Genomic DNA, 19,893 nt, shown 5'->3' on the forward strand with positions numbered 1-19,893 from the left:
GATTAACGATCCACATCCGACATTACAAAATCAATACTTCCCAGATACACAATCAAGTCAGAAACCAGACTACCGCGGATAACTGCGGGGATTTGCTGCAAGTGAGCAAAACTTGGCGTACGAATACGGGTACGGTAGCTCATTGTGCTGCCATCACTGGTTAAGTAATAGCTGTTGATCCCTTTCGTGGCTTCAACCATCTGGAATGATTCATTAGCAGGCATAACAGGACCCCATGAAACCTGTAGGAAGTGGTTAATCATAGTTTCGATATGCTGTAATGTACGCTCTTTTGGTGGAGGCGTTGTCAGTGGATGGTCTGCTTTAAATGGCCCTTCTGGCATATTTTTATAGCACTGTTCCAGAATACGTAAGCTTTGGCGTAGTTCTTCTACTTTCAGCATTACGCGGTCATAACAGTCACCATTACTTGCGACAGGGATTTCAAATTCAAAGTTTTCATAACCTGAATATGGACGCCATTTACGCACGTCAAACTCAACCCCGGTTGCACGAAGACCTGCACCTGTGACACCCCAATCTAATGCTTCTTTAGTATTATATGAGGCAACACCAATAGTACGACCTTTTAAGATACTGTTTTGCAGTGCTGCTTTTACGTAAGAATCTAGACGTTTTGGCATCCAATCTAAGAATTCACGTAATAAGCGTTCCCAACCGCGAGGTAAGTCATGAGCAACACCACCGATACGGAACCATGCAGGGTGCATACGGAATCCGGTAATTGCTTCAACGATGTTGTAAACTTTTTGACGGTCAGTAAAGGCAAAGAACACGGGTGTCATCGCACCAACGTCTTGGATAAAGGTACTGATATACAGTAAGTGGCTATTAATACGAAATAGCTCAGACAGCATGACACGAATAACTTTAACGCGTTCAGGCACTTCAATACCGGCAAGTTTTTCCACTGCAAGTACATAAGGCATTTCGTTAACGCATCCGCCGAGGTATTCAATTCGGTCTGTGTATGGGATATAACTGTGCCAAGATTGGCGCTCACCCATTTTTTCAGCACCACGGTGGTGATAACCCACGTCAGGCACACAGTCGACGATCTCCTCGCCATCAAGCTGAAGAATAATACGGAATGCACCATGAGATGATGGATGGTTAGGACCGAGGTTTAAGAACATAAAGTCCTCATTCTCAGTACCGCGTTTCATCCCCCACTCTTCAGGTTTGAATGTCAGCGATTCCATTTCCAGATCCTGTTTCTGCTTTGTCAGCACATAAGGATCGAACTCTGTCGCACGAGCAGGATAATCTTTACGCAGCGGATGACCTTCCCAATCAGGAAGCATCATAATACGGCGTAAATTTGGATGCCCATTAAAGACAATCCCAAACATATCCCAGACTTCACGCTCATACCAATTCGAGTTAGGGAAGATAGATGTGATTGTCGGAACATTAAGATCATTTTCACTTAATGCGACTTTCAGCATGATATCTTTATTACGATCGATTGATATCAGATGATAGAAAACAGAAAAGTCTGCTGCTGGCAAGCCTTGACGATGCGTACGAAGACGCTCATCAAAACCATGCATATCAAACAGCATGACATAAGGTTTTGGTAAAGATTTGAGGTATAGCATTACCTCAATAAGTTGTTCCCGTTTTACCCAAACAACTGGCATACCAGTACGAGTAGGCTGGAACGTAAACGCATCTGGCCCAAATTTCTGACGTAGTTCATTAACCACCTGATCATCAATATGATCGGTCGTTTCCCACGCTGGCCGAGCGCCTTTTTGCGCTATCTGATCGGTCATTTCTATTCACCACAACTTTGATCAGGGTTACTATGATCGCAACACATTGCTCTGGTTACGTCTTAGGCAAAAGCCTTTAAATTTCGTCAGGAGTACGCAGGTTTTTCACTGCGATACGTTCACCGTGTTTTCTTTCTCGTTCTGATTGCATATTGGCACGGTAAACACCTTGGTCGCCGACAACCCATGATAATGGGCGACGTTCTTTACCAATGGACTCTTGTAATAACATCAGTGCTTGCATGTAAGCTTCAGGGCGTGGTGGACAGCCAGGAATATACACATCAACTGGAATGAACTTATCAACACCTTGCACTACTGAGTAGATGTCGTACATACCACCAGAGTTTGCACATGCCCCCATAGAGATAACCCATTTAGGCTCTAACATCTGATCGTATAAACGTTGAATAACGGGTGCCATTTTAGTAAAGCAAGTACCCGCAACCACCATAAAGTCAGCTTGACGAGGTGATGCACGTAATACTTCTGAACCAAAACGAGCCACGTCATGCACAGCCGTAAATGACGTCACCATTTCAACATAACAACAGGAAAGACCAAAGTTATATGGCCATAAAGAGTTTTTCCGTCCCCAGTTCACAACATCATGCAACGCATGTTCCAGTTTTCCCATATACACGCTGCGATGAACGTGAGCATCTAATGGGTCACTGACAATTTCCTGTGATTGCAGGGGATAACGGTCATTCTCACCGTTCGGATCTATGCGGGTGAGCGTATAATCCATTTCTAATGCCTCGCTTATTACTGCTGCGGATGTTTGCCGCTGGTTAATCGAACATGGCTTTTACTCGCGGTTTCACGACGAGAGCGAACAGGCGTCCAATCTAATGCGCCTATACGAACCAAATAGAATAATCCAGCTAATAAAATAGCGATGAAGACTGACGCTTCAATAAAGCCTAACCAGCCAACTTCACGAACGGAAACAGCCCAGGCATAAAGAAACAGTGCTTCAACATCGAAAATAACGAAAAACATGGCAACTAAATAGAATTTAGCTGACATGCGCAGACGAGCGCTGCCAACAGAATCAAGACCAGATTCATAAGGAACATGCTTTGCCCTTGCCTGTGCGCGTCCGCCTAAATAGCGGGCACCCAACAACATGAGCGAACATAACCCCAATGCGCCTATGAGGAAGACAGCAAATGCCCAATGATGGGCGATAACTTCGGTGGTTGTAGACATACTCATTGCTTACTCATCAAAGGTGGTGTCAATTAACCAACTCTTATCCGGCGGTTTACACCACATTTCTAATTACGAAAAAAAAGGCGAATTAAACAGACTTGCTAATTAAAGAAATAATAACAGTCTATTTATACCTTTATTATTTTTTGGAAAACTTTGCGACAAATCACTCAGTTTTCCATCGCGATTTAACAAATTTAACACTCATTTTTAACACTCAATTACTGGCTAATGCTAAAACGTGTCAGTCAACCGACAAACTTTATGCTAACACGCTTAGTCTAACCGATAATTCGATTTTACTACACCAGTATCTCAGGAAAAACCTGACTCAACACAGGCAAATGTGCCTTATTTTCTTGATCAAACTCACAAAATAGTCGAAAAAATACTTAATCAGTTTAAAATTTATCCAAATTTTAACAAATTAACTTTCTAATATTGTGGAGGAGGTCAAATATCCGATTAGATTTACTTTTTTATTCTCTTAAAACCTAGACAATCTTTTTATTTGTTAACAAATCCTACAACTGATTAACCAAGTGGAAAGGTAAACATTTTTTTAACAAACAGTTAAGGTAGTTTTGGGATGAAATGTCACAAAGATAAATACATAAAACAACATAATTATTAACAAGGTGTTACTATTTCAAAAAATGGCAATAAAAAACGGAAATAAACGCACTTAATTGCATCTATTCCCGTTTATCACTATTCATCACTATCCAGTTTTATTTGACTCTTTTTTAATCTTTAATTTTTGTGTTCTAACGCTAAAAAATTCACACAATTATTAATGTGATTATTCAAGTTCAGTAGAGCTAATATCTTCAGATGCAGTGATGGTATAAGGTGTTTTCTTGTTTTCAATCGCATTGAATACCGTTAACACCGCTTCATTTTGTTCATCAGAGTTACGATACAACCAATACTGTGTTTCAGGTAAACGAGGTAATCCTTCGCTTTCGCCTAAAATACGTAAATCGGCATTTTGCATTTCAAGTGGACGCGCAGTAATACCCACTTCTGCATTAACTGCGGCACGAACAGCGGATAAAGAAGCTGCTTCATAAGCAATACGCCATTGGATCCCAGCATCATCTAACGTGTTTATCGCTAATTGACGGAATGGGTTCGTTTCATCCATTACAACTAAAGGAATAGGCTCATTCATTTGTAATTGGAAATCTGGCGCGCAATGCCATAGCACTGGTGCTGTACGTAACGCTGTACGAGGATGATGACCAATACGTGCTGTTGTTAATGCTAAATCAATTTCATGATTATCTAGCATTGTTTCAATATATTGAGAACGCTTAATGCGAACATCAACAGCTAAACGTGGATACACGGATGCGATACGGTTTAATAAAAACGGTAATAAAGTATCAACAGAGTCATCAGAAGCACCAATACGTAGCTCCCCTTCTGCATCGCTATACGTTAATGATGCCGTTGCATCATCATTTGCACGCAGAATTTGACGAGCATAACCTAACAGTTGTAGGCCATGCTCTGTTAAAAGTTTATTACGACCATGGCGGGCAAAAAGCTCTCTACCGACCAATTGCTCTAAACGTTGCATCTGCTGACTCACAGCAGATTGGGTTCGACATACAGCAGCAGCGGCTGCTGCAAAAGTGTTCAAATCTGCTACAGCTACAAACGTTCTAAGCAGATCGAGGTCGAGATTCATTATCGGACGATTTGCATTAATCATTGTTTATTCTTCACTTATTTTTGATTTTTAAATTACATATACCTGGTGTTTTATATCAAAAGTCTAAAAAAGACTTCCGATTCAGACAGTACTCTACTCTGAAAAAGAGAGCAAAGACATACCGAATACTTTACATTTGTTTCTTATCGTTTACACCTCCTAGATGGAAAGGAATTGCATCTTTTTGTAACAAATTAAATTTTATTATCATTTCAAGCATTCACAAGAAAGAACTGTATACCGTCATCACAAGTTAGACTTAGATCATACTATATTGCTTTCTCATTCATAAATTTTAACATTTTGAAAATAATTTAAATTATCTTAACTATGCATTCGAATTTAAGTATCTTCCCCTATAAATTAAATTTAAGATTTAAATTTAATTTATACTTAAACTAATTGATTGCTATAGAATTAAATAGATTTAACCATATTATTTGAAAATTTAATATATTAAGCCAGATAATACAAATCCGATAAAATTATTCAATAATTGATTATGCAACATTTCATCTACCTGTGTATCACATCAACTTATTTCTAATCACCACACTAAAAAGCCCTCTTTCAATAGAATAATAATCCAGATTATTTTTCAAAACTGAAACATAAATCCGCCATAAGCAATACAATTAGTCATCAAAATAACATTCTAAGAATAAACTGACCTTTTACACCAAAAATTACCTAGCATCTTCAAAAGTTTGTAACGTAAGAGTAGAGTGATAGAACAGTTATTTGCTGGGACAGCCTTTTCATTTGTATCTTTCTATATGAATAGCAATCGGTGATAAATATCGCTAAGTCGCCATAATCACAATAAAGATACGAGTCAGACCCTATTAGGTAAACGCGCTATGAATCAGATTAAAAAATCAAACAAACTCGAACATGTCTGTTACGACATTAGAGGTCCGGTTTTGCAAGAAGCAAAACGTCTGGAAGAAGAAGGTAACAAAGTTTTAAAACTCAATATTGGTAACCCGGCACCTTTTGGCTTTGAAGCACCTGATGAAATTTTAGTGGATGTGATCCGCAATCTACCAAGCTCTCAGGGTTATAGTGACTCCAAAGGTCTATTTTCGGCGCGTAAAGCTATCATGCAGCATTATCAAGCTCGTGATATGCGTGATATCACGGTTGAAGACATTTATATTGGTAACGGTGTTTCCGAGTTAATCGTACAAGCAATGCAAGCCTTATTGAATAATGGCGATGAAATGCTAGTACCTGCGCCTGATTATCCTTTATGGACTGCCGCAGTTTCTCTTTCGGGAGGAAATGCCGTTCACTATATGTGTGATGAGCAACAAGGTTGGTTCCCTGATTTAGATGATATCCGCAGTAAAATTACAAAAAATACCCGCGGCATTGTTATTATCAACCCAAACAATCCAACGGGTGCGGTATATAGCAAAGATATTCTAATGGAAATCGTTGAAATAGCTCGTCAGCATGACCTGATTATCTTTGCAGATGAGATCTACGATAAAATTCTCTATGATGATGCAGAGCATCACTCTATTGCTGCAATGGCACCGGATTTATTAACCGTCACTTTTAATGGTTTATCAAAAACCTATCGTGTTGCTGGTTTTCGTCAAGGTTGGATGGTATTAAACGGCCCTAAAAAACATGCTAAAAGCTATATTGAAGGCTTGAATATGTTAGCGTCTATGCGTTTATGCGCTAACGTTCCAATGCAACACGCCATTCAAACTGCATTAGGCGGCTATCAAAGTATTAGTGAATTTATCCTTCCGGGAGGTCGCTTATACGAACAACGTAATCGAGCTTGGGAGCTGATCAATCAAATTCCTGGTGTTTCTTGCGTTAAGCCAATGGGTGCTCTTTATATGTTCCCTAAAATTGACTTAAATCGCTACAGTATTAAAGACGATCAGAAAATGATCCTCGATTTATTGTTGCAAGAAAAAGTGCTATTAGTACAAGGAACGGCATTTAACTGGCCACACCCAGACCATTTCCGTATCGTTACCCTTCCTCGTGAAGATGATTTAGATATGGCAATTCAAAAATTTGGTCGTTTTATCGTGGGTTATCACCAATAAGACTTATCAAATCAAAATAAAACGCAGTATAACAATCAGTTATATTGCGTTTTTTTATTTTCTTTTTTATTTACGTTTACATCTGTTAATTATCCACTCACAATAATCACTTCAATCACGCAATTGGGAGATATTATGAGTTACTTTTTTGCCCACCTTTCTCGCTTAAAACTCATTACTCGTTGGCCTTTAATGCGTAATATTCGCCAAGAAAATGTGTCTGAGCACAGTTTACAAGTGGCTTTTGTTGCCCATGCCTTAGCGGTGATTAAAAATCGTAAATTTGATGGCAATGTCAATGCCGAACGAATTGCATTACAAGCGATGTATCATGATGCCAGCGAAGTGATCACCGGTGATATGCCAACCCCCATTAAATATCACAATCCTCAAATTGCTCATGAATATAAAAAAATAGAAAAATACGCGCAGCAAAAACTAATTGAAATGTTACCCGAAGAATTACAAGATGACTTTCGCCCTCTTATTGATGAGCAATTACATAGCGAGGAAGAAACCTTTATTGTAAAACAAGCAGATAGTCTGTGCGCTTATTTAAAATGTCTTGAAGAGTTAGCAGCCGGTAATAGCGAATTTAATCTGGCTAAAAATCGGTTAGAAAAGACCCTAGCAGAAAGACATAGCCCAGAAATGGACTATTTTATGAAGGTGTTTGTACCAGGGTTTAGTTTATCGCTTGATGAAATTAGTGAGTGATAATAATCACTCACTTTAAAGTTGATACTATAATTTAATGATATAAATCAATCTTCATTTTTTACATCGTTTTTATCAGGATTAATATCCTTATCATTCATACCTTTTATATTTTCCATTTCCTTTATATTTTCCATTTCCTTTATATTTTCCATTTCCTTTATATTTTCTGCTAAAAACTTCAATGTATTGGATTCAAAACTTACGATCAAACCTTCTGTTAATTTATTTAGCCTCTCAATTTTGCTATTATCTTTACCAATAACTAGATTTCTTATTCCTTTCATACCTCTAATAAATACATTACTTCTATTGATACTTTTTGTTTTTCCCATAGCAAGCATTATTATATCATTTTTATTTTCATTAAGTTTTAGTGCTTTCATATAATCTAATGTTTGGTCAATTGCCGAATTAACTGTCTCTAATCGTTTTTCTGAGTTTAATGTTGCAGCAAACTCTAAACCTTTATCTTTGATCATTTTTTCAATAATATTTTCGGCTTGTTCTAAATTAACATGAATATTATTGTCATTAAGATAGTGTTCAGCAATTCCTTGAAAAATATCATGTGTATTTAAATCACTTTTATTTCTAACAATATTTTTATTTTTAAAATCATTAACAAGTTCAAAAAGACCTTCTATTTTTTTATCAAATTTATTTGACTCCATTGTTTTTAATATATTTTTCGCTCTATTAGTGATATTCAACTTATTTTTTACAGCATCTATATATCCTTGGTATTTCTCATTTAAATAATCCTTTACATACTCAACAGAATCATTCTTATTATTATTTTCTAATATAGAAAAGATTATTGCCTCATCTGCATTTTTTAATTCTAATGAAATAGAAAAATTAGTCATTGCTTTTGATGCTTTATCATGAAACTCAGGTGCTAATGAAGTAAAATTATTATACTTTGATAATATCTCATTCCCCACACTTTCTTTATTATTCATCAAATTATTCGCGATCAATCCTTTAAAAACAGTAGGACGTGTAGAAATAGCCTGTTTTATCTGTTTTAGATCATCGCTAACACTTTGAGTTAAATTTTTATTATGTTCACTAGAAAAAACAATATTTTTATTATTTACTCTTGCTGTTGATTTACCCTGGCTATTTTTTTCTATTATTATCTCTTTTATTTTATTACTTAATACTTTGTTACTTTCTTTTGATGTATGAATATTGCCATTAGTTTTAAACTCTCTACTATTGTTTGATATAGTGCTTATTCTATTGTCATCTTGAGTACTTTTATCATTCTGAATCAAAATTTTGTTTGAGGTGCTTATTGAATTTATACACATTATATGTCTCTCTTATTAAATTATTTTCAGATCAATAATATGACTATACTTTTTTTTCTAAGAAAGATTTTCAGAAAACACACATTCATAGATATGTCGCATACATCAAATAAAAAACATCGCCCAATAAATAAAAAACGCTGTTTATTAATTAACAAACAGCGTTTCAGCAAAACAAAAGTATTAATATTTAGAATGGGAATAATAGCGGGATCAGGAAGACACTAATCAACATCACAATAACCGTAAATGGCACACCAATCTTGATAAAGTCGGCAAACTTATAACCACCCGGCTCCAGGATCAGCGTATTAACAGGCGATGAAACTGGCGTCATAAATGCTGCAGATGCTGCAACACCTATCACCATTGCAAATGGTAGTGGAGAAACATTCATTTGGTTAGCCGCAGCTATAGCAATTGGTGCCATTAATACCGCCGTTGCCGTATTGGAAATAAACAACCCAATTGATGCACAAAGTATAAATAAACACACCAACATCACTTGAGGACCAGCACTACCCGCAACATCCATTAAACCATTAACAATAAGCTCTATACCGCCTGTTTTTTGTAATGCGGCTGCAAAAGGCATCATACCGACAATTAAAATAATACTTGGCCAATGAATAGAGCGATAAGCACTTTCCATATCAATACAACGGAATTTACCCATTAACAAACAGGCAATAAGTGCCGCAATAAAATTAGGGACTTCATTCGTCACCATTAACGCCACCATTAGTGCTAACGAAAACAGTGCATGAGGAGCTTGGGATGAAGCAGGGGCAACAGTTTCAATTTCTGCAGCTAAATTTAACACAATAAAATTACGTGGTTTCGTCGAAAGAATACGGATTAATTTCCAATCACCAATCACCAATAACACATCACCAAGGCGTAATGGCTCATCGACAATTTTACCCGGTAAAGCACTTCCTTCACGACGAATAGCAACCACGTTTAGTCCATAACGGGTACGAAATTTTATTTCTCTTAATGATTTGCCTAATAATTCTGAATCAGGATTCATGGAGACTTCAGCAAGCCCTACATCACGAGATTGTTCAGAAAAATATTCACCCCGCAATACCATTGGTTCTAACATCTGTTCACGGCAAAACTCACGTAAATCGACATCACTGGCTGACATATCAACTAATAAAACATCACGCTCTCTTAATTCAGTACCACCCGTTGCGCTAACCATAACACGCCGAAAGCGCCTCCAGCGTTCAATACCGACAACGTTTGCACCATAACGAGAACGTAAATGTAATTCATCAAGTGAATGACCGACTAGCGGAGAACCTTTACGAATGGCTAAACGACGAGCACGCCCAGCTAACTGATAATCACGAATAAGATCACGGAAAGTCCGACGATAAGCTTCTTTTTGCTTACCATTATCGTTATTTCCTAGCCATCGACGTACCACCAGCATATAGAGAATGCCTGCGAATAATACGGCAATACCAATAGGTGTAATGGAGAAAAACTGAAAACTCGGTAAACCTTCTCTGACTAATTCACTGTTAACAACCATATTAGGTGGTGTTGCCACTAAGGTCATTAATCCACTAATCAGTCCAGCAAAGCCTAACGGCATCATTAAACGACCTGGCGATGTTTTCATTCGAGCAGCAACACTCAATACAACAGGAATAAAGATGGCAACAACACCTGTTGAACTCATGAAAGCACCTAAACTTGCAACGCATATCATTAATAGCACAAGCATTTTAACTTCACTGCTACCCGCGACACGAACTAGCCAGTCCCCCATTTGATAAGCCACACCTGTTCTCACTAACCCTTCACCAATAACAAAAAGGGCCGCAATAAGTAATACGTTAGGATCGCTAAACCCTACCGTGGCTTCATTTAATGAGAGAGTACCGCTAAGAACGAATGCGATGATGACAAGTAAAGCGACCACATCCATGCGGATTTTGTTGGTCGTAAAAAGGACAATAGCTATCAATAGCAGGCTTAAAACCCATAATAATTCGCTATTCAAAATGGCCTCGATCAGCAATAAGTGAAAACAGTTTAAGACATCAATTCACTACATTGATAAGTAGACCATTTTTACAACAATAAATCTTCTAATATGATCAAAGAAAAGACTATCTTTTGTGCGTTATTATTACTTTTTCAGCTTGCTTCTCGATTTGAATATCATTTAAAGAATCAATAATTAAATGAATCTCATTACGGCGAGGGAGAGAAAGAGGGGCATGAACGGCAACAACTTGGCATCCCGCATCTAAACCAGAGTAAATACCCGCTGCTGCATCTTCAAAAACCACACAATCTTGTGGTAATAAACCCAATTTTTTGGCACCTAAAAGATAAGGCTCTGGATTAGGTTTACCTTTGCTAATACATTCCGCGGTAACCCAATGCTTAGGTTCTGGAATACCCGTAACAGATTGGCGTGTTGTTGCGATCGGAACCGTACCTGATGTGACAATCGCCCACGGAATATTTAAGTCATTAAGGCGATTAATTAACTCAATAGCCCCCGGAAGCGGGGCTAAACCTTCTATTTGTGTTGATTCTAATTTCTCTAACCAACGAAATGTCTCGGTTATCTCTTGTTCGGTGGCATTAGGCATAAAATGGCGAATCGACTCAATAGCAGGCTTTCCGTGGATGTAGTCATTAATCTCTTGTGTTGATACACCGACACGCTCACCAAATAACGCCCAACAATGTTCAACAACTGGTAATGAATCGACTAATGTTCCATCTAAATCAAACAGAAAACCTTTACATGTGATTGCCATATTTTATGCCTACTTTTACCTTATAGTGATGCGTTAACTATTATGTACTGCAATTACGCATTAAGTATTTGCTGGATTTCAACGGCGCTAAGGTGATATTGGCGAGGGCACGCTAACCAAACATTAAGCATTCTTTGGTATTTTTCCCACATTGGTGTTTGAGAGTTAAAACCATGACTGCCACTATCGAAATGCGTGTAACGCCCTTCTGTATTCACCATAAAACGCACATAGCTAAGATAGCGGGATTCTGTCGCCGCATCAAAGCCTATAAATGCGACACGTCGAGCATCTGGCATCTCTTGTTCTTTTAAGTTATCACGAGAAACTTGCAGTGCATGGTACATTTCCATGACGTTAATAATGGTACGGCAAGTCTCTTCTGACATTTCATCGAAGTCACGATCAAGTTCACGTAATTGTAATCCATAACCACGTTCAATAATTGTCTGATAGCGACGATAACGTTCAGCGTTATCAGGATCCATCATAGTCATCATTTTATACTGATTAGAGAGGATCAAGCGTTGTGCGTGTGTCATTTCCATCATTAATTCTCCAAAGAAATCATTGAGGAGAGCATGACATTAATCAAAAGTATTGAGTAGTGCTAACTACGCGTTTTTTGATCTCAACGGGGTAATTCAGATGACAATAATGACAAACGAAGAAGGTAGAACAAATGTTCTACACATCATCAAGAAAAGAACGATCCAGTTGCTTAAAAGCACGTTTTAATAAATGGGCTAAAGAAAGGTAAGTCGGTGTTTGCTCTACAGGGGCTAAAGCGATACCTGCTTCTTCAAATTTCTCACGAATTTCATAAAACCAGCGCAATACCGTAGCAGGAAGAGGTGTTGCTGCACGCTTGCCTAACCACCATAATCCTTGCATTGGCAAGCTACAAGCAAAGAGCGCTGTTGTAATTGCTGGCCCTAAATTGCCGCCTAATGCGATTTGCCATGTCATTGTAAAAATGGCGATAGGTGGCATATAGCGAATACCAAAGCGCGTGGCTTTGACAATACGATTTTCAGGGAAAACAGGCGCTAACTGCTTTTCAACCGGCCAGGTTTTTAAATACTCGTTACCCAAACGAAGCTTCTTAAAAAAGCCGGGGGGAGTCACTGTCGGTTCGCTCATAATGACCTCAATCAATTTCTTTTGTAACTTTTAAAAAATATCTATAAAGAATAAAAATCTTTTAGTAGAATTAAGTATATTTTGTCTTTGTTGCCTTTACTCTGTATCCTGTGCCCATTCTAAAGCTTTGTGGCAATAAAGCGCTATATTTTGTTTGCCGGCGTGATTTTCAACCCTTTTCGCCGATTTTAACGCGAAAAGTTAATGGGTGAATAAAAATCGTCCAATTAATGATTGGCAACTATAATTAGCATCAAGTTTTTTACTTTAAGCATGATGCGCGTCATTAATGTCATCATAGGAATGCGATAGGCTTTTATGATTGACGTTTTATTAACCACCGTCTTTATAATATAAAAGACACTACGACAACAAGATAAATAGGTAATTCCATGTCAAGTAAGCTGGTGCTGGTACTGAACTGCGGTAGTTCTTCTCTTAAATTTGCAATTATCAACCCAGAAAATGGTGATGAATTCCTGTCAGGTTTGGCTGAATGCTTCAACCTTCCTGAAGCCCGCCTGAAATGGAAAATGGATGGCCAGAAACACGAAGCTGCGTTAGGCGCAGGCGCTGCTCATAGCGAAGCATTAAACTTCATCGTAAATACTATTCTGGCTCAAAAACCAGAACTTTCTGCACAAATCGCGTCTATTGGTCACCGTATTGTTCATGGTGGCGAGAAATTCACTAAATCTGTCGTGATCACTGACGACGTTATCAAAGGTATTGAAGCAGCAATCCCATTTGCACCATTGCATAACCCAGCTCACCTTATTGGTATTGAAGAAGCACGTAAGGCATTCCCTCATTTAATTGAAAAAATGGTTGCTGTATTTGACACTGCATTCCATCAAACAATGCCAGAAGAAGCTTATTTGTATGCTCTGCCATACAGCTTATATAAAGATCACAGCATCCGTCGTTATGGTGCTCACGGAACTAGCCATTTCTTCGTTTCTCGTGAAGCCGCTAAAATGTTAAACAAACCTGTTGATGAGCTGAACGTAATCACTTGCCATTTAGGTAATGGTGGTTCTGTTTCTGCTATCGTTAATGGTAAATGTGTTGATACTTCTATGGGGCTGACTCCATTAGAAGGTTTAGTCATGGGTACTCGTAGTGGTGATATCGATCCTGCTATCGTGTTCCATTTACATGATGCTTTAGGCATGAGCGTTGAAGACATCAACAAACTGCTGACTAAAGAATCTGGTTTATTAGGTTTAACTGAAGTCACTAGTGACTGCCGTTATGTTGAAGATAACTACGACACTAAAGCAGATGCTAAACGTGCAATGGACGTTTACTGCCATCGTTTAGCGAAATACATCGGTTCTTACTGTGCACTGATGGAAGGTCGTTTAGATGCTATTATCTTTACTGGTGGTATCGGTGAAAACGCAGCAATGGTACGTGAATTATCACTGAAAAAACTGGCTCTGTTAGGTTTTGAAGTTGATCATCAACGTAACTTAGATGCACGTTTCGGTAAATCAGGCACTATCACTACCGATAACAGCCGTCTTGCTGTTGTTATCCCAACTAACGAAGAGTTAGTTATCGCTCAGGACGCAAGTCGCCTGACCGCTTAAGTTCTTTGATGTACTGCCAGTGTAATACTGGCAGTACTGTTTTACATAACGAGCAACCGATATTTAAAGAGGTTTCCGTGTCCCGTACAATTATGCTAGTCCCAACTGATACACGCGTAGGTTTAACCAGCGTCAGCTTGGGTGTTATCCGTTCTATGGAACAAAAAGGCGTTAGCCTGAGCGTGTTCAAACCAATTGCACAACCTCGTGTAAAAGGCGCGTTAGATCAGACAACTGCGATTATCCGCTCTCACTCCACTATTCAATCATCAGAACCTTTAAACATGGATTATGTTGAGTCTCTACTCAGCTCAAACCAAAAAGATGTTTTGATGGAAGAAATTGTTGCTAGATACCATGAAAACACCGCTGATGCAGAAGTTATTCTCATCGAAGGTCTGGTACCTATGCGTAAGCACCCTTTTGCACAATCATTAAACTATGAAATTGCAAAAACATTAGGTGCTGAAATTGTTTTCGTTACTGCATTAGGTAACAACACTGTTGAACAGCTAAAAGAGCGTATCGAATTTGCGCGTGCTGAATTCGGCGGTGTAAAAAACCAAAATATCACAGGCGTTATTGTTAACAAACTAAATGCACCTGTTGATGATCAAGGCCGTACTCGCCCTGACTTATCTGAAATCTTTGATGATTCAAGTAAAGCGATTATCTCTAATGTCGATTTAAAAACCATCGAAAAAAATAGCCCACTGCCTTTACTGGGTTGCATTCCATGGAACTTCGATTTAATCGCCACTCGTGCAACAGATATGGCAAAACACTTAAATGCGACTATCGTCAATAAAGGCGATATTGAAACCCGTCGTATTAAGTCTGTTACTTTCTGTGCACGCAGTATTCCACACATGTTAGAGCATTTCCGTCCTGGTTCACTTTTAGTGACTTCAGCGGATCGCCCTGATGTATTAGTTTCAGCATGCCTTGCAGCAATGAATGGCGTTGAAATTGGTGCAATCCTACTAACAGGTGGTTACCAAATCGATGCACCAATCAAACAACTTTGTGAACGTGCATTTGAAACTGGCTTACCAATCTTTATGGTTAGTGCGAACACTTGGCAGACCTCTTTAAATCTGCAAAGCTTTAGCTTAGAAGTTCCTGCTGATGACCATGAACGTATTGAAAAAATTCAGAACTACGTTGCTCAACATATCAATACACAATGGATTGATTCACTGACAGCGAACTCTGAACGCCCTAACCGCCTATCACCACCAGCATTCCGTTATCAGTTAACAGAACTAGCACGTAAAGCGAAAAAACGTATCGTTTTACCTGAAGGTGATGAGCCACGTACTGTCAAAGCTGCAGCAATTTGTGCTGAACGTGGTATCGCAACTTGCGTACTGTTAGGCGATCCTGAAGAAATTCGTCGTGTAGCAACTGCACAAGGTGTTGAATTAGGTACAGGCATTGAGTTAGTCGATCCTAAAGAAGTCCGTGAAATCTATGTGCCTCGCTTAGTTGAACTGCGTAAAAGCAAAGGTATGACAGAGGTTGTTGCTCGTGAACAGTTAGAAGATAACGTTGTTCTTGGCACATTAATGCTGGAAAAAGGTGAAGTAGATGGCCTAGTTTCTGGTGCTGTTCATACTACCGCTAACACTATTCGCCCACCATTACAGTTAATCAAAACTGCACCAGGTAGCTCATTAGTGTCTTCTGTGTTCTTTATGCTGTTACCTGAACAAGTTTATGTTTATGGTGACTGTGCAATTAACCCAGATCCAACAGCAGAACAACTGGCTGAAATCGCAATTCAATCTGCAGATTCTGCAATTGCATTCGGTATCGACCCACGCGTTGCAATGATCTCTTATTCTACTGGTAACTCTGGTGCAGGTAGCGATGTAGAGAAAGTTCGTGAAGCGACACGTTTAGCACAAGAAAAACGCCCTGATCTGATGATTGATGGTCCTTTACAATACGACGCGGCTGTTATGGCTGACGTTGCTAAATCTAAAGCGCCAAATTCACCTGTTGCAGGTAAAGCGACTGTGTTTATCTTCCCTGATCTGAACACCGGTAACACTACTTATAAAGCGGTACAACGTTCAGCTGACTTGGTTTCAATCGGACCAATGTTACAAGGTATGCGTAAACCAGTGAATGACCTTTCTCGTGGTGCATTAGTGGATGATATCGTCTACACCGTTGCGTTAACAGCAATTCAAGCAAGCCAACAAGAAAACGCATAATTACTGAAGTTCGCTTCAAATAAAAAACGCCAGATGATTGATTTCATCTGGCGTTTTTTTATTCTACAGATTTTTAATTTACTAAAATTCGAAGCAGTGTCAACATCGATTCTGTCTCCTTTATAAAGGAGAGTCAAGAAAAATCTCGCATATACCTCCCCAATACAAATACAACTAACATATTGATTTTAATCGTTTATTTATATTTCTTTTATTCAAAAAAAGATAGAAATGAGGTAGGTTTCTGTTAGTATGCAGGTGGGTGCTTGGATCATTTTGGTTCAAGCATTAGTGAGAGCCAAAAAGACGAAAGCCCCGAATTCTATTTTATTAAAATCCGAGGCAGTCTCAAACCAGACAACTTGATTCTGTCTCCTTTATAAAGGAGTGTCAAGAGAAATGGCTAAATTTGCCCTGATGGGGCTGATTGCTGTCTGTGTGACAGCACTGTGTTTATCATTACTTAGACATGAAAGATTATGCTCTTTCAATATTCGTAGTGGTCATACAGTAGTTCAAGCGACTTTATCTTGCGATAAATAGCTTTGTGGGGGAATTTTCCCCCACAATTTCTCATCACACGTTGTTGCGTTTTGTGGTTACAAGCACCCTACTTTAATCCACTAATACCCGTTGATTGGTTGCACCCCATAAAATCGACATCTCTGTAAATAATGCACCACTGATATCTTCAACTTCTTCAGCTGTAATTTCGCTATTACCTTGCTTACCAAAGAACACGACTTCATCCCCTGATTTGATATTTTTAAGATCTGTAATATCAACAATCACCGTATTCATTGACGTTTTACCTAAAACAGGCACACGTTGGCCACCAATTAAAGCATGCCCTGCATTACTAAAAACGCGGCGATAGCCATCTGCATAACCGACAGGAATATTCGCTAATACCGAGTCACGTTTTAGTGTGTAAGTACGGTCATAACCAACAGTATTACCTTTAGGATAATAATTGATTGAAGCAATATTCGATTTAAACGTCATAACACGTTTGTAATCTGTACTTGCGATAGTATCGCCATAGAAAATTCCGCCCACACGCACCATATCTAGCCATGATTCAGGTACGGTAATTGTGGCGAACGTATTTGCCATATGCAGAGTGACATCTTTACGATTTAGTCCTGTAACATCCAATACCTTTTGTGATTGCTGTTTAAAACGAGCAAGATCTTCTCTTACTTTATCAGCATCTTCTTCAGGATAGTGAGACATAATGCCAACCACTTTAAGGTTAGCTAATTGAGCAATTTGCTTCGCCTCTTCAAGCCCTGCATTATTATTCACTTCTAATCCATTACGAGACATTCCACCTGAATTTAAAGCTAAATGAATAGGGATCACTCTATTTTGTTGTTTAGCAATGGCATCTAATTTTCTAGCCATATCTAAATTACCAATCAATTCTTCCACGTTATAGCTTGTTGCCTGAGCCATCTCTTGCTCTGTGGCATTACGTACACGCATTAAACGGCCTTGGAATCCTAGATCACGAACTTCTTTTAGCTCTTGGTTATTCGTTACGCCAATACATTGCACATTATTTTCAATCATAACAGGTGCAACTAATGATAAATCATGACCATATGCATCGCCTTTTAAAACAGCACAAAGAGAGGATTTATCACCTAAAAGTGATTGTACTTTCTTCACATTAAAATCGAGCGCACTACGTGAGATTTCAATCCATGAGTTATTCACGATTGCAGGTTGAACCTGCGCCGTTTGAGTCACGGGAGGATTGTGATTAATCGGTTGTTGGCAAGCAGTGATAACAAAAAGTGGTAACAACGCAAGATATCGAATACCAAAAGACATCTTCTTTTTCCTTAGTGATTGTGATGTAAACCTATTTTTATAATTAATTAGGTACGAAAATATACACACAGTGAATATTCACTCAGGATAATAGCATTATTATTCATAAAATAAACATATAAATTCACATAAAAAAACGCCCCAATGAATTAATTTCAATGAGGCGTTTATCTATCTTAATTCTTAAAACAATCAGCGAACAATAATACCTAACAGAATACCGATAACACCAAAGTCTGCATCACTAAATGTAGTGTTAGCAATACCGATATCGCCAAGCACAGGCAAGAGGAATACAGGTAAGAAGGTAATTAATAAACCTTGAGCAAAGGCACCTAAAATAGCACCACGACGTCCACCGGTTGCATTACCAAAGACCCCCGCTGTTGCACCTACAAAGAAGTGAGGAACAACACCTGGAATGATCACCGTCCAATCTAAGGCATAAAGAATGAACATACCGATAACGCCAGCGGCAAAGCTACTTAAAAAGCCGACCAATACCGCATTAGGAGCATAAGGGAACACCACTGGACAATCTAAAGCGGGTTTTGCATTAGGGACTAACTTATCAGAAATACCTTTAAATGCTGGAACGATTTCAGCAATCACCATACGTACACCTTGCAGAATAATATAAACACCTGCTGCAAAGGTTATGGATTGCATCAATGAGAACATAAACCAGTTTTTGCCACCACTGACTTCACGAACAAAAGCATCGCCCGCAAATAAACACGTAATGATAAAAATAATACCCATTGTAAAGGCGATGGCAACAGGCGTATCACGTAAAAATAGTAAACTTTTAGGCACATTCATCTCTTCGGTTGAATGCTCTTTATTACCAAATTTACTGCCGATAAAACCAGCAACAACATAAGAGATAGTCGAGAAGTGTCCTAATGCCACATCATCAGAACCGGTAATTTTTTTCATATAAGGATGAGCAATGGCAGGGAAAAACACCATTGAAATCCCAACAACTAATGAACCTACCGCAACTAATACTGTACCTTCTAAGCCAGCGGTTGCCAGAATAACCGCCACCATCATAGACATAAATAAAGTATGGTGACCCGTTAAGAAAATAAATTTCCACGGGGTTAAACGTGCAATTAAGATATTAATCAACATGGCAAAGAACATAATCATAGCCATCTCTTTACCAAAGCTTTTTTGTGCAATAGAGACAATCGCCTCATTATTTGGCACAACGCCTTGAATACCAAATGCATGTTGGAAAATTGTTGAGAAATCACCCAGTGAGTTGATAACTAACCCTGCACCTGCACCTAAAATAACAAAACCCATAATGGTTTTTACGGTGCCTTTGATACATTCTGTCACTGGTTTTTTCTGGGCGATTAAACCAATTAATGCGATCAAACCCACTAAAATGGCTGGCTCTGAAAGCACATCACTCATTAGAAAGCGGAAAAAGTCCATGATAG

Annotated in this window: 16 protein-coding genes; 5 read left to right on the forward strand and 11 right to left on the reverse strand. The window is 38.6% G+C overall.

The window, feature by feature from the left end; translation table 11 throughout:
- Positions 1-2 precede the first annotated feature (2 nt).
- From nuoC to hexA, 4 genes are all read right to left on the reverse strand, one after another.
- On the reverse strand, positions 3-1,799 hold the full coding sequence (gene nuoC / locus ACNART_RS09825) for an NADH-quinone oxidoreductase subunit C/D (RefSeq protein WP_100158480.1): 1,797 nt from the start codon (positions 1,797-1,799) through the stop codon (positions 3-5).
- A 76-nt stretch (positions 1,800-1,875) separates the two neighbouring features.
- A complete protein-coding gene (locus ACNART_RS09830; protein WP_004243697.1) occupies positions 1,876-2,550 on the reverse strand; it encodes a NuoB/complex I 20 kDa subunit family protein in 675 nt (224 codons plus the stop codon).
- 17 nt (positions 2,551-2,567) lie between these two features.
- Positions 2,568-3,020 carry an NADH-quinone oxidoreductase subunit A gene (locus ACNART_RS09835; protein WP_036912633.1) on the reverse strand — a complete coding sequence of 151 codons (453 nt, stop codon included), beginning with the start codon at positions 3,018-3,020 and terminating at the stop codon, positions 2,568-2,570.
- Between the two features lie 799 nt (positions 3,021-3,819).
- On the reverse strand, positions 3,820-4,737 hold the full coding sequence (gene hexA, locus ACNART_RS09840; RefSeq protein ID WP_368927921.1) for a transcriptional regulator HexA: 918 nt from the start codon (positions 4,735-4,737) through the stop codon (positions 3,820-3,822).
- A gap of 860 nt (positions 4,738-5,597) precedes the next feature.
- Here hexA and ACNART_RS09845 point away from each other — a divergent pair.
- Positions 5,598-6,812 carry a pyridoxal phosphate-dependent aminotransferase gene (locus tag ACNART_RS09845; protein ID WP_100158515.1) on the forward strand — a complete coding sequence of 405 codons (1,215 nt, stop codon included), beginning with the start codon at positions 5,598-5,600 and terminating at the stop codon, positions 6,810-6,812.
- A gap of 135 nt (positions 6,813-6,947) precedes the next feature.
- Positions 6,948-7,529 carry a 5'-deoxynucleotidase gene (yfbR, locus tag ACNART_RS09850; RefSeq protein ID WP_049203494.1) on the forward strand — a complete coding sequence of 194 codons (582 nt, stop codon included), beginning with the start codon at positions 6,948-6,950 and terminating at the stop codon, positions 7,527-7,529.
- 47 nt (positions 7,530-7,576) lie between these two features.
- On the opposite strand, the gene ACNART_RS09855 is transcribed toward yfbR, so the two are convergent.
- The 5 genes from ACNART_RS09855 to yfbV form a co-directional block, all read right to left on the reverse strand.
- A complete protein-coding gene (locus tag ACNART_RS09855; RefSeq protein ID WP_416303589.1) occupies positions 7,577-8,848 on the reverse strand; it encodes a hypothetical protein in 1,272 nt (423 codons plus the stop codon).
- A gap of 190 nt (positions 8,849-9,038) precedes the next feature.
- On the reverse strand, positions 9,039-10,868 hold the full coding sequence (locus ACNART_RS09860; protein WP_198632249.1) for an SLC13 family permease: 1,830 nt from the start codon (positions 10,866-10,868) through the stop codon (positions 9,039-9,041).
- A gap of 109 nt (positions 10,869-10,977) precedes the next feature.
- Positions 10,978-11,640 carry a sugar phosphatase gene (locus tag ACNART_RS09865; protein ID WP_198794680.1) on the reverse strand — a complete coding sequence of 221 codons (663 nt, stop codon included), beginning with the start codon at positions 11,638-11,640 and terminating at the stop codon, positions 10,978-10,980.
- A gap of 53 nt (positions 11,641-11,693) precedes the next feature.
- Complete coding sequence (locus ACNART_RS09870; RefSeq protein ID WP_088495118.1) at positions 11,694-12,188, reverse strand: YfbU family protein; 495 nt, start codon at positions 12,186-12,188, stop codon at positions 11,694-11,696.
- Positions 12,189-12,327: 139 nt separating this feature from the next.
- Positions 12,328-12,783, reverse strand: a complete 456-nt coding sequence (gene yfbV / locus ACNART_RS09875) for a terminus macrodomain insulation protein YfbV (protein ID WP_368927923.1) — start codon at positions 12,781-12,783, stop codon at positions 12,328-12,330.
- 392 nt (positions 12,784-13,175) lie between these two features.
- Here yfbV and ackA point away from each other — a divergent pair, with 392 nt between their 5' ends.
- The 3 genes from ackA to ACNART_RS09890 all read left to right on the forward strand — a co-directional run bounded on the left by ackA (position 13,176) and on the right by ACNART_RS09890 (position 17,143).
- Positions 13,176-14,378 (forward strand): acetate kinase, encoded by a 1,203-nt coding sequence (ackA, locus tag ACNART_RS09880; protein WP_109374116.1) that lies wholly within the window; start codon positions 13,176-13,178, stop codon positions 14,376-14,378.
- A 77-nt stretch (positions 14,379-14,455) separates the two neighbouring features.
- Positions 14,456-16,600 carry a phosphate acetyltransferase gene (gene pta / locus ACNART_RS09885; protein WP_109374115.1) on the forward strand — a complete coding sequence of 715 codons (2,145 nt, stop codon included), beginning with the start codon at positions 14,456-14,458 and terminating at the stop codon, positions 16,598-16,600.
- Positions 16,601-16,999: 399 nt separating this feature from the next.
- Positions 17,000-17,143 (forward strand): Hok/Gef family protein, encoded by a 144-nt coding sequence (locus ACNART_RS09890; protein WP_109374114.1) that lies wholly within the window; start codon positions 17,000-17,002, stop codon positions 17,141-17,143.
- A gap of 72 nt (positions 17,144-17,215) precedes the next feature.
- Here the strand turns inward: ACNART_RS09890 and alr are convergent, their stop codons facing one another.
- Entirely contained in the window at positions 17,216-18,439 is a 1,224-nt protein-coding gene (gene alr / locus ACNART_RS09895; protein ID WP_109374113.1) for an alanine racemase, read from the reverse strand.
- A 192-nt stretch (positions 18,440-18,631) separates the two neighbouring features.
- Complete coding sequence (locus tag ACNART_RS09900; RefSeq protein WP_196533828.1) at positions 18,632-19,888, reverse strand: PTS ascorbate transporter subunit IIC; 1,257 nt, start codon at positions 19,886-19,888, stop codon at positions 18,632-18,634.
- Positions 19,889-19,893: the final 5 nt, after the last annotated feature.

Source organism: Proteus sp. LHD240705, assembly GCF_047921555.1.
Lineage (GTDB): Bacteria > Pseudomonadota > Gammaproteobacteria > Enterobacterales > Enterobacteriaceae > Proteus.

Excerpts from the sequence above, each read along its gene's own strand:
- nuoC (WP_100158480.1), bottom strand. The coding sequence starts at position 1,799 with ATGACCGATCAGATAGCGCAAAAAGGCGCTCGGCCAGCGTGGGAAACG.
- ACNART_RS09830 (WP_004243697.1), bottom strand. The coding sequence starts at position 2,550 with ATGGATTATACGCTCACCCGCATAGATCCGAACGGTGAGAATGACCGT.
- ACNART_RS09835 (WP_036912633.1), bottom strand. The coding sequence starts at position 3,020 with ATGAGTATGTCTACAACCACCGAAGTTATCGCCCATCATTGGGCATTT.
- hexA (WP_368927921.1), bottom strand. The coding sequence starts at position 4,737 with ATGATTAATGCAAATCGTCCGATAATGAATCTCGACCTCGATCTGCTT.
- ACNART_RS09845 (WP_100158515.1), top strand. The coding sequence starts at position 5,598 with ATGAATCAGATTAAAAAATCAAACAAACTCGAACATGTCTGTTACGAC.
- yfbR (WP_049203494.1), top strand. The coding sequence starts at position 6,948 with ATGAGTTACTTTTTTGCCCACCTTTCTCGCTTAAAACTCATTACTCGT.
- ACNART_RS09855 (WP_416303589.1), bottom strand. The coding sequence starts at position 8,848 with ATGTGTATAAATTCAATAAGCACCTCAAACAAAATTTTGATTCAGAAT.
- ACNART_RS09865 (WP_198794680.1), bottom strand. The coding sequence starts at position 11,640 with ATGGCAATCACATGTAAAGGTTTTCTGTTTGATTTAGATGGAACATTA.
- ACNART_RS09870 (WP_088495118.1), bottom strand. The coding sequence starts at position 12,188 with ATGGAAATGACACACGCACAACGCTTGATCCTCTCTAATCAGTATAAA.
- yfbV (WP_368927923.1), bottom strand. The coding sequence starts at position 12,783 with ATGAGCGAACCGACAGTGACTCCCCCCGGCTTTTTTAAGAAGCTTCGT.
- ackA (WP_109374116.1), top strand. The coding sequence starts at position 13,176 with ATGTCAAGTAAGCTGGTGCTGGTACTGAACTGCGGTAGTTCTTCTCTT.
- ACNART_RS09890 (WP_109374114.1), top strand. The coding sequence starts at position 17,000 with ATGGCTAAATTTGCCCTGATGGGGCTGATTGCTGTCTGTGTGACAGCA.
- alr (WP_109374113.1), bottom strand. The coding sequence starts at position 18,439 with ATGTCTTTTGGTATTCGATATCTTGCGTTGTTACCACTTTTTGTTATC.
- ACNART_RS09900 (WP_196533828.1), bottom strand. The coding sequence starts at position 19,888 with ATGGACTTTTTCCGCTTTCTAATGAGTGATGTGCTTTCAGAGCCAGCC.